This window comes from Pseudomonas sp. USTB-Z (assembly GCF_019691255.1).
Taxonomy (GTDB): Bacteria; Pseudomonadota; Gammaproteobacteria; order Pseudomonadales; family Pseudomonadaceae; genus Aquipseudomonas; species Aquipseudomonas alloputida.
In genome coordinates this window covers 1-11,211 of the sequence record NZ_JAECZP010000042.1, presented here as the reverse complement: position 1 = coordinate 11,211, position 11,211 = coordinate 1, and the positions used below count along the sequence as shown (strand labels likewise).

Sequence of the window (11,211 nt, the reverse complement as noted above, 5' to 3'; positions counted from 1 at the left end):
GCGCTGCCGGACTACATGGTCCCGGCGCACCTGCTGCTGCTCGACCGGTGGCCGCTGACAGCCAACGGCAAGCTCGACCGCAAGGCCTTGCCCAAGGCCGATGCCAGCCTGCTGCAGCAAGCCTACAACGCTCCCCAGGGCGCGCTGGAACAGGCCTTGGCCACGTTGTGGCAAACCGCGCTCAACGTCGAACGTATCAGCCGCGACGATCACTTCTTCGAACTGGGTGGCCACTCGTTGCTGGCCATCCAGCTGCTGGCCAGCATCAAGCAGGCACTGGGCCTGGCAGTGCGTATCCAGGACCTGCTCGCCTACCCCCGCATCGACCTGTTGGCTGCACATCTGGGCCGTGAGCATGCCTGTGCGAGCCCGTGCATCGTGCCCCTCAACCGCCCGGCCACACCGCTGCCTGCATTGTTCTGTATCCACCCCAGCGGCGGCATGGTCTTCAGCTATCAGCCGCTGGCCAGGTGCCTGGAACCGCAGGCTTGCGTCTACGGCGTGCAGCACCGGGGCGGCAGCCCGGCGCCGGCCGAACAGCAGGGCTGGCAAGCGATGATCACCGACTACACCGCACAGATCCGCCAGGCACAACCGTCCGGGCCATACCGCCTGATGGGCTGGTCCCTGGGCGGCAGCATTGCCTGGGACATCGCCCGGCAGCTGGAACAGGCCGGCTGCGAAGTCGCATTCCTGGGGCTGGTCGACAGCACCCTGCCCGAGGCGCAGTTGAGCCGCGCCGCGTTCCCCCCTCACACCCCTCGCCCAGCCCGCCACAGCGATACGCCGGGCCAGCGCGAGCTGCAAGACACCGTCGAGCTGTTCGGCCTGTTGTTCCCGCAGGCCAAACAGGCCGCCGCCGAGCAGCTGCACGCCAACCCTACTCAGGACGTCAAGGCGTTCTACCAGTGGGCCACGGCGCACCTGGCTGACGCTGGCAGCGATGTCCAGGGCGTGCTGGCCAGTGCCAAGGCCCAGATCATGAATGCCCAGGCGTTCGACATCCACGATCAGCTGGAAGCGAGCTTCGCCGATTTCACCCTCACTCCGCTCAGGGTCAAGCCCAGTTGCTGGTGGTCGCAGGTGCACAAGAGCGCAGCACACATTCACGCCGCCGAGCAGGTCATCCGCCAGTTCTGCGCAGGGGGTGAGCTGGACGTTTCGCTGCACTCACCCTACCCACACGAAACCATGATGCTGGAGCAGCCCCTGATCGACTCGTTCATCGAGGCGTTCGGCCGTAGCTGCCCGGCACCCTGAATACCCCGTCACACCTGCCAAAAAGGAAACGTTCGCCATGAAGTGCGCTCCCTACACCGTCACCGGCCTGGCCCTTGCCCTGGCCATGGCGGCCTGCCCGCTACTCGCCCAGGCTGCCAGCAAGACCCCGGGCGAGGTCTTCCAGGATTGCAAGGCCGGCTGCCCGGAAATGGTCGTGCTGCCTGCGGGCAGTTTCGTCATGGGCACGCCGGATGACGAACCGGGCAAGCAGCCCGACGAAGGCCCGCAACATACCGTGACCTTCGCCAAACCCTTCGCCATCAGCCGCTTCCAGGTCACCGCCGGCGAGCTGGATGCCTATATCAAGGAAACCGGCGTGGTCATCAAGGACGGTGACAAACGCCCAGGGCGCCTGTGCCAGGCCAGCAAGCCTCGCTACCCGCAAGGGCCGCGCCAGCCGGCAGTGTGCGTCGATTACTACGATGTGCAGGCCTATGCGCAGTGGCTGAGCAAAAAGACCGGCCACACTTACCGCATGCTCAGCGAGGCCGAACGCGAGTACGCGGCACGGGCCGGCTCCACCGGGCCGTTCCCGTTCCCGTTCGATGAAGAAGGCGACTACCAGATCAGCAAGCACGCCAATACCTACGGCCCCAAGGACGGCTACAGCTACACCTCACCGGTAGGCAGCTACCCGCCCAATGCCTTTGGCGTCTATGACATGCACGGTAACGTATATGAATGGGTCGCCGACTGCTACCACAAGGACTACGTCGGCGCGCCCAGCGATGGCAGTGCCTGGATGGAGGCCGACGGCGGGCTTTGCCAGGCGGCGCACATGCGCGGGAATGACTGGGGTGAAGCGCCGATCTTCTCGCGTTCGGGCAATCGCAATGATCGCGAACGCACGGTACGTGGCGACTTCCTGGGCTTTCGTGTAGCGCGGGAGCTGTGACCTGACGCAGGCCATCTGGGCGGGGTACCCGCCAAGATGGCCTGCGTGGCCCCAGGTTCAGAACTGTGGGGTGTATTTGACCGAGAACATGAAGTTGCGAGGGTCGCCGTAGTAGTTGTTGGCACTGACCGCAGCATACGACGGGATGTAGTACACCTTGTCGAAGATGTTGTTGAAGTTGACCGCCAGGCTGACTTCATCGCTGACCTTGTAACCAAGGCGCGCATTCCAGATGGTGAAGCCGGGCGAATCGAATTTGCGGTCGTAGGCAACGGTGCTGCTCTGGCTGTTGAAACCGCCGCCGACACTGAAGCGGCTGAAGTCACCAGGCAGGGTGTAGTCCGTCCACACCTTCACCGAGTGTTTCGGCGTCCAGGTGGAGAAGATCTTGCCCTCGTTCGTGTTGTCCTTGAGGTACTTGGTGGTGTTGTAGACGTAACTGGCCGACGCTTGCAGGCCTGGCAGCACCTCACCGTTGATCTCGGCCTCAAGGCCCTGGCTACGCACTTTGCCGGACGCTTCGGAGCATCTGGACCCATCACAGATTTGTGTGACATCCTGAACCGGCACCGCTCGGTTCTCGTGGTCATAGCGGAACAGGGCAACGCTGGTATTGACCTGGCCATCGTAGAGTTCACCCTTCAGACCGAGTTCGTAGTTGCTGCCAACGATCGGCTCGATCGTAGAGCCACCGACGCCCTTGGCACTCTGCGGAATGAAGACGTCCGCATAGCTGGCGTAGGCCGACCATTGCGGCGTCAATTCGTAAACCAGGCCCGCGTAAGGGGTGACGACACCGTTGTTGGCCTTGGAAGCCGGGCTGTCATACTTATAGTCACCGGCCTCATAGACCTGAGAGTCGTAATCGTAGGAGTACCAGCTGGTACGCCCACCGAGGATCAGGGTCAGCGGGTCGGTCAGCTTGACGCGCCAGGTACCGTAGATACCTTTCTGCACGATCGTGTACTGGCTGTCGGTACGCGTGCCACGGGCCGCCAGGCTGTCGTAGTTCTCGAAGGGCAAGTGGTTGTCGAGATCGAAAATGTTCGCCCCCGCGCTGCGCACCACCGCCATGGTGTTGTCGCTGGTGAAGCGTGAGTAGTTACCGCCGAAGACCACTTCCTGGTCGAAGCCAAAACCGTTGAAGTCGCCATCGACGAACATGTCCAGGCCACGGCTGTGGGAGTTGAAATCAGTGGCATAGCGCCAGTCGAACAACCCAGACCCATCGTTGGCCAGGCCGGTCGGCGCTACCACGTAGGCGTAGGTCATTTCGTTGCGCTCGTTGATCGCCACCGCCGCGGTCTTGAACTTCCAGTGGTCGTTGAAGCGGTGCTCGAGGTCGACATACAACGCCAGCTGCTCGGTCATGCCGCGGTTCCAGTCGGAGCCGGTGAAGGTCGAGCGCGACAAGCCTACGTCCCGGCCGTCACTGAAGCGCGGTAAACCGGCGACCATAGGCGTGAAACGCGTCTTGCGATCGCTGATGCCGACACCGAGGGTGGTGTCTTCAGACAGGTCGAAGTCCAGCGCACCGTAGACCTTCTGCTCCCAGCCGCCCACATAGTCGATGAACGAGTTGCGCGTATCGTAGTCGACCACGGCACGCCCACGGATGTTGCCCGCCTCGTTCAGCGGGCCGCCAACGTCAACCTGGGTGGCATAGTGGTCCCAGGAACCGGCCTGGGCGGTCAGGGTGACTGTCGGCTTGGCCTGGCCGCGCTTGCGCACGAAGTTGATCGCGCCACCGGGGCTGTTGGCCCCTTGCAGCAGCGCAGCGCCGCCACGCAGCAGTTCGACACGGTCATAGAATGCCGTCGGTTCCGTCAGGTAGCTGCCCAGCGCGTAGATGCCACGGGTCATGGGCACGCCATCGTACTGCAGCGAGTCGATCTCAAAGCCGCGCGAGGTGATGAAGCCGCCGGTACCCGGGCTTTTGGCGAAGGTCATGCCCGGCGCGTTGGCCAACAGCGTCGGCAAGTCGGTGATGTTTTGGTCATCCATGCGCTTGCGGGTCATCACCGACACGCTCTGCGGAATGTCCTTGAGCTTGTGTTCGCTCTTGCCGATGGTGACGCCACCGGTGGTATACGAGTTGCTGCCTTCGGTGGTCACGCCCAACGTGTTGCCCGTGATGCTGGTGGTGCCCAGTTCCAGCGCCGAGGACGCTGGCCGCTCACGCCGCACCAGGGTCAGGGTATCGCCCTCCAGGCTGTAGCTGACCGGCAAGCCGCGCAACAGCTTGGCCACTGCCGCGTCGACGGTGTAGCTGCCACGCACTTCATTGCCACGCAGGTCGGCCATTTCCGAGGCGTTGTAGATGAACTGCACATCGGCCTGCTCGCCAAGCGCACGCAGGGCGTTGGGCAGCGACTGGGCAGCGATGTCGAAGTTGACCCCCTGAGCCCAGACCTGGGCGGCCATGGGCAGCATCAATGCGGCGCCCAGCACCCCTTTGCCGAGCAACGCCCGGGATGAGCGGGCGCTGATCGAGCGGGACATGCAAAGCGCCTTGACCAATGGTTTGAACTCGAAAAATCCTGCTGGCATGGTATTTCTCTATTTATATCGTGTAATGAAATCGTCCCGCGCCCACCAACGGCCCCCAAACGGCCGAGCTGCCCATCCTCCCCCGGACAGATCCCGCGACAGACGCCTGACACGCAAGTCAAAACGGCTTGCCACGTGTGGCTTTCAGCGCGCTCCTACATAAGACGCATCACCCTGGCAAATCCAGAATGAGAATTTTTTGCATTAGTATCTCGCCGGCATCCTTCCACGCAATCGGCACGGCAGTACGGGGGAGGCAATGCAAAAGACCCCAGGGGCGGGTTGCCCGCCCCTGGGCGTGGTGAGGCTCAGCGGCTCTTTTCCAGCAGCCGGGCTTTTTCTTCAGGGCTCATGCTGTCGAGCCGCAGACGGGCCTGGGCCAGCTTGAGCAACTGGCCAGGGTTGGCCTCGCGCTCGCGCAGCGCCTGGGCAAGGGTGGCAACCGTAGCGTGGTCGAAGATGACGCCTGGATTGATGTCGCACTGCAGCAACTTGCGAATACCTGCCGCCAGCTTGATGACCAGCAGCGAATGCCCGCCCAGTGCAAAAAAGTCCTGCTCGATGCCCACTTGCTCCAGCCCCAGCAGTTGCGCCATGCGCTGCGCAATCACGGTTTCCAGTGCATCACGCGGGGCCAGCAGACCCGCCGCAGGTTCATTGCCCACCTGCCGCAACGCTTGCCGGTCGAGCTTGCCGTTGCCCAGGCGCGGCAACCGCGGCAATGCCTGCAGGGTACGCGGCAGCATCACCGCCGGCAGTTGCCGTGCAAGGTACTCGCGGACCGCGTCCAGGGCAGCCGCCGTGGCTTCGTCGCGCAAGCTGACATACGCGCTCAGCGCTTCTCCATCACACAACACCGCCGCCTCGACCACCTGCGGTGCACCCGACAGCTGTGCCTCGATCTCCGCCAGCTCGATGCGGAAGCCGCGTATCTTCACCTGATGGTCGCGCCGGCCTTGCAGCTCGATAGCACCGTCCGGGCGATAGCGGGCCAGGTCGCCGGTGCGGTAAAGCCGCTCGCCCGCCACGAACGGGCTCTCGACGAACGCCGGCGGGTCACTTTGCACGTCTTGCAGGTAGCCGCGACACACCTGCTGCCCACCGACATACAGTTCGCCCAGCACGCCGGTGACCGCCAACTGCAAGTGCTGATCCAGCACATAGACCTGGTTGTTGGGCAACACCTGCGACAACCCGAGGGTGCCGGTCGGTACCGCCCGAACCGGGTGCACCATGACCCCGACCGTGGTTTCGGTCGGGCCGTAATGGTTGAACAGCTTGCAGTCCGGACGTATCTGCAACAGGCGCTGCAGCAACGCCGCGCTCGGGGCTTCCCCCCCCAGGATGACGGTGGCCGGTACTGCCGGTGCCTTCGACTCCAGCAGCGCGCTCAGGTGCGACGGCACGATCTTCAGGCAGTCGATTGCCTGCTGCTCGAGGTACGCAGCAAACAGTTCAGCATCCTTCATCACCTCGTCGGCGGCCACGTGCAGTGTCGCACCCACATACAAGGCTGCGAACAGCGTGGTATGGCCAAGGTCGGCCGACACCGTCGAGCCGAATGCGAAGTGACGACAGCCCTCCAGCGCCAGCGTGTGGCACACGCCTGCGGTGTAGTTCAGCAGTTGCCGGTGCTCGACCACCACGCCTTTGGGGGTGCCTGTCGAGCCCGAGGTGAACAGGACATAGGCGGCATCGCTGGCGCTGGCGCTGGCGCTGGCGGCGTGCGGGTACAGCTGTGTAGCGTCGGCCGCAAGTGGGTACAGGCTGTCGAGGCTCAGCGCCTCTATGCCCTGCTCACGCAGGCTGGCCACCGCTGCCGGCTCGACCAGCACCTGCGTGGCCCCGGCCTGTGTCATCAGGCGCACCTGCCGGGCAACGGGCCAGTGCGGCTCCAGCGCCAGGTAGGCCGCGCCGACACGCCAACTGGCCAACATCGCCACAACCCAGTCCAGCGAACGCGGCAGCGCCAGTGCCAGCACCACCCCGGGTTGCACGCCAACCTGCTGCAGCGCCAGCGCCAGGCGCTGCACTGCCAACTCCAGTTGGGCGTAACTCAGGCCCGCGTCACCTGCGACCAGCGCCAGCGCGTCGGGGGTGTCGATTGCCCACTGGCTGATCTGGGCCGCCAGTGATGTCGCGGCCAGTGGTTGCGGCGCGGGGTTGATCGACAGCAGGCGCTGGCGCTCGGCTTCACCCAGCAGGTTCAACTGCCGCAGCGGGCGGTCCGGCGCCTGGACGATGCTGCGCAGCAATTCAATGTACTGCTCCAGCAGGCCTTGCATGCCGCGCGCACTGTAGCGCCCGGCCAGGTAATCCAGGCTCACGGTAATCGGTTGGTCAGCACCCGCTGCTGGGCAAATGCGCAGCTGCAGCTCGATGCCCGCCGGCAGGCGTGGCGCCAGTAGCTCGCCCTGCCAGCACAGTCCGCCGGCAACCTGCGGCGCGAGCGCCGGCGTAGTGGAAAACGCCACGGTCGGCACGGCTGTGGGCACCCATTCCGGTACCCAGTACTCCTGCCACGCCACATGCTGCTCCAGCGCGGCGCCGAGCGCTGCAAGGTGCTCGCCGAAACGGGTTTCGTCAGCCCACTGCAGGCACAACGGCAATAACTTGCTGAACGACCCCGCACTGTTCGCGAAGTAGTCATAATCCTGTCGCGCATCGTGCTGCCAGGCGCCCAACAACCGGTTGCTGTCGCCAAGCCGGCCCAGCAAGGCCCACCAGGCCGCCTGCAGCAGCGTGTCCAGGCTGGCTTGACGGGCGTCGGCCAGGCGTTGCAACTGCCCCTGCAAGGCCAGCGGCAGATTCACCTGATGGTGTGCCTGATGCGTCGCTGGTTGGTCCTGGCGATAGGCTGGCCAAGGCGCGCTCATGCCCTGCTCCGTTGGCATCAGGTGCCCTTGCCAGTAGCCACGGGCTGCCGCTGCATCCTCATCCTGGGCCACTTCGGCACGCCACTCCAGATACTGCCCGAAGGCTTCAGGCAGGTCTTCGTCCGGCACGGCTGGCGTGTCATACAACGCCGCCAGGTCACGGTACAGCATGGCCATGCCAGCCGCGTCGCAGGCAAAGCCCGCCACCCCCAGCCATAGATGCCACTGCTCGGCATCGGCGGCCGGTACCAGCAAGGCCTGGGCGGCTGGCAGCTGGTCGATTTCGAAGCGCTGCTGCAACCAAGGCTCGAGCAGTGCCGGCGCACCTGCCTCGGCCTGCACTGCCAGCGTCAGGGCTGGCCGCCGGGCGCCGATGAACTGGCGCATGCCGCGGTATCCCGGGGCAGTGCCCAGGCGCCCGGCCAATATCGGGTGGCGCTCGACCAAGCGCTCAAGCGCCTGGCTCAGGCGCGCCGGGTCCGGCCGGCCCTGAACGCTGATCTTCAGCAGCGTCGCGGCCTGTGACCAGTCCGGGCAAGCGGGCAAGGCATCGAGCCAGTGTTGCTGGTCGACGGTCAGGGCAAAACCGATGTCCTCGGCCTGGTCTACGTAACTGTTCATCCCTGGGTCTCCTCGGTCGCCATCACCTGCATGGCCGCAGCCGCCTCCAGCGCGGCCCGGTCGAACATGTCGCCCATCGCCACGACGATCTTGCGCGGCCCCTCGTACGGGTCACGGGCATGCGCCGCCAGCATGTTGTCGACCAGGATCACGTCGCCTTTCTGCCATTGGAACCGCACGGCACAGGCTTCATACAGCTCGCCGATCAGTTGCATGTCCTGGTCGGGGATCGGCGAACCATCGCCGAAGTACACATGCCGTGGCATGCGTTCCAGGCCGAACATGGCCAGCAGGTCTTCGCGTGCATCGGGCTCCAGCCAATAGATGTGGTGCAACTGCACCTGGTTGAAGAACGAGCGTGCGCCGGTGATCGGGTGCGTGATGATTGCCGGGCAGCGGGTGCGGGTCTGCAACTCGTCGTTGTCCAGCCAGCGCCATTCGATGCCAGCGGCACGGCAACGGGCCTCGACCTCGGCGCGGTCATCGGTGCGGAAGAAATGCTGCCATGGCACGTCGAGCTTGTCGGCGAACGTGCGCACATACAGCAGCCCTTTGTCCTCGAGGGTTTGCCGCAGTGCCTGCGGCAGCTTTTCGTACATCAGGCGGCAGTCGACCACCGGCGTGGCACCGCCGACCGGCGAAGGCTGCTCGCAATAGAACATCTGCTTGCGCGGCCAGCTGTCCTGGTGCGCACTCTCGTTATGGAACAAGATCATTTTGGTTTCCGGGTACGGCGTGGAGCGGTAGGTGTTCTTGCCCCCCTCCTTCTTCGGCAGGTCACCGTATTGACCGTAAAGCCCCGGCTGTACAGCTTCGGCGAATGCTTCAAACCCCTGGATACCCTCCAGGGCAAAGCCGCGGAACAGGATCCCGGCATGCTCGCCCAGCTTGCGCTCGACCAGCGGCCGGTTGTTGCGCACCCACTCGATCAGGTCGATCGATGCGTCGCCAGGCTCGACGAGCAACGGGAACAGCTGGCCTGGTACCAGCAGCGACTCGCGCACCGCAGCCCGTGGCGGTGCAGCTGCAGTGGCGCCGGCAGAGCGCTTGAGGAATTTGCCCAGCTTGTCGGCCTTGCTGGCCGGGGCACTTACCGGTGTGCTGCCAGCCAGGGCGCCACCCTGTAATGGAACGTTCATCGCTTGCCACCTCATATCCTGAACACTGACGATCTGTTCGAGCATCGCGATCCATGCGCTGACGAGTCGCTGGATATGCTCTTGCCTGAAAAGCGTTGTCGCAAACTGCCAGTTGCCACTGAGCTGCCCGGCCTCCTGTTCGATGAACAGGGCCATGTCGAACTTCGAATACAGCGCCGGGGCGGGCAGCGCCTGCACGGTAATGTCGGCCAGGGCTTCGCTGCGTACGGGCAGGTTGTTCATCACGAACAGCACCTGCACCAGCGGGTTCATGCCGCGCACCCGCGGGGCGCCATGGGCCTCGACGATCATGTCGAAAGGCAGGTCCTGATGCTCCAGGGCCGCGAGCAAGGTGCGCTGGGTGCCCTGCACGAAGTCACCGAAGGCCAGCCCATCACTCACCCTGGAACGCAGCGGCAACACATTGACGAAGAAGCCGATCAGGCCTTCCAGTTCGCTGTGCTGGCGGCCTGCGGTGTCGGCCCCGACCAGTACGTCGTGGGCACCGCTGGTCTGGTGCATCAACCACTGGAACGCCGCCAGCAGCGTGCTGTACAGGGTCACCCCGGCCTTGGCCGCGAACTGGCCAAGCGCATCGGTCAATGCTGGCGACAGGCTAAAGTCCACCGCACCGCCGGCATGGGAGGCCTGCTCGCTGCGCGGCTGTTCCAGTGGCAGCTCAAGGCGGCCGGTATGGCCCGCCAAGGCCTGTTGCCAGTAGCTTGCCTGGCGCTGCAGCTCACCCGCCTGCTCGAGGGCCTGCTGCCACAAGGCAAAGTCTGAATACTGCAGCGGTAACGGCGCCAGAAGGTGGGTCTGCCCTGGGGCGCTGTGACGGTAGATTTCAACCAGGTCGCGGACCAGCACGCCCATCGACCAGCCATCGGAGATGATGTGGTGCATGGCGAAGAACAGCACATGCTCCTGGTCTGCCAGGCGCGCCAGACGGCAGCGCAACAACGGCGCATGCTCCAGTGCAATCGGTGTGCTGGCGTTGGCCAGGGTGGCTTCGGCAATGCACCGTTGCTGCTCCTGCGGGCTGAACCCGGACCAGTCGTCGAGGGCGATATCCACCTCGATCCGGTCGGCAATCAGCGCCAGCGGATCACCCTCGTCGTCCTGCACGTAGGCCGTACGCAACACTTCATGTCGCTGCGCCAGCGCGTTCAGGCTGTTGCGCAACACCTCGACCTGCAGCGGCCCTTGCAGGCGCAGGGCCAATGGCATGCCGTAAGCAGCGCTGCCCCCGGACAATTGCTCGGCAACCCACAAGCGCCGCTGCATCAACGACAACGGTGCGGTGGCTTTTTCTCCATGGGCCAATAGCTCGACACCGTGCGCGGTCGCAGCCTTGCCAGCGCCGCCGAGCGCTGCCAGCAGGCGCTCCAGCACCGGGTGATCGAACAGGTCACGCAACGTCACTTGCACACCCGGCAGCTTGCGCATCCGCGATACCGCCTGGGTCGCCAGCAACGAGTGACCACCCAGCTCGAAGAAGTGGTCGCCAAGGCCCACCCGCTCAAGGCCGAGCACCTCCTGCCAGATACCCGCAACGTGCTGCTCGAGCGGGGTTTGCGGCGCCCGGTAGGCCTGCTGCAGGGCGCTGTTGTCGGGCTTGGGCAAAGCCTTGCGGTCGAGCTTGCCGTTGGCCGTCACCGGCCAGGCCTGCACCTGCAGGATGTGCGTTGGCACCATGTAGTCCGGCAGGCTGCCCTTGAGCTGTTCGCGAAGGCTGTCACGCAGTTCGGCGGCGTCCACTGCCATGCCCTGCTCTTCGGCCAGTACGTAGGCCACCAGCTGCTGGCCATGCCCGCTGTCCTGGGCCAGCACCACCGCCTCGCGCACCTGC

The 11,211-nt window shown here is 64.7% G+C and carries 5 protein-coding genes; 2 read left to right on the top strand and 3 right to left on the bottom strand.

Annotated features, from left to right (window positions below; genetic code table 11):
- Both I8746_RS26620 and I8746_RS26615 read left to right on the top strand, forming a co-directional pair.
- The coding region (locus tag I8746_RS26620) for a thioesterase domain-containing protein (RefSeq protein WP_259674211.1) at window positions 1-1,260 on the top strand (1,260 nt) is incomplete at its 5' end.
- A 37-nt stretch (window positions 1,261-1,297) separates the two neighbouring features.
- The gene (locus tag I8746_RS26615; protein WP_003255995.1) at window positions 1,298-2,176 is read left to right on the top strand and encodes a formylglycine-generating enzyme family protein; all 879 of its coding nucleotides are present in this window, start codon (window positions 1,298-1,300) and stop codon (window positions 2,174-2,176) included.
- 57 nt (window positions 2,177-2,233) lie between these two features.
- Here the strand turns inward: I8746_RS26615 and I8746_RS26610 are convergent, their stop codons facing one another.
- The 3 genes from I8746_RS26610 to I8746_RS26600 form a co-directional block, all read right to left on the bottom strand.
- Window positions 2,234-4,726, bottom strand: a complete 2,493-nt coding sequence (locus I8746_RS26610) for a TonB-dependent siderophore receptor (protein ID WP_221101204.1) — start codon at window positions 4,724-4,726, stop codon at window positions 2,234-2,236.
- Window positions 4,727-5,034: 308 nt separating this feature from the next.
- Window positions 5,035-8,223: an amino acid adenylation domain-containing protein gene (locus I8746_RS26605; protein ID WP_221101203.1), complete on the bottom strand. Its 3,189-nt coding sequence runs from the start codon at window positions 8,221-8,223 to the stop codon at window positions 5,035-5,037.
- The coding region (locus I8746_RS26600; protein WP_221101202.1) for a condensation domain-containing protein at window positions 8,220-11,211 on the bottom strand (2,992 nt) is incomplete at its 5' end. The genes I8746_RS26600 and I8746_RS26605, both read right to left, overlap by 4 nt.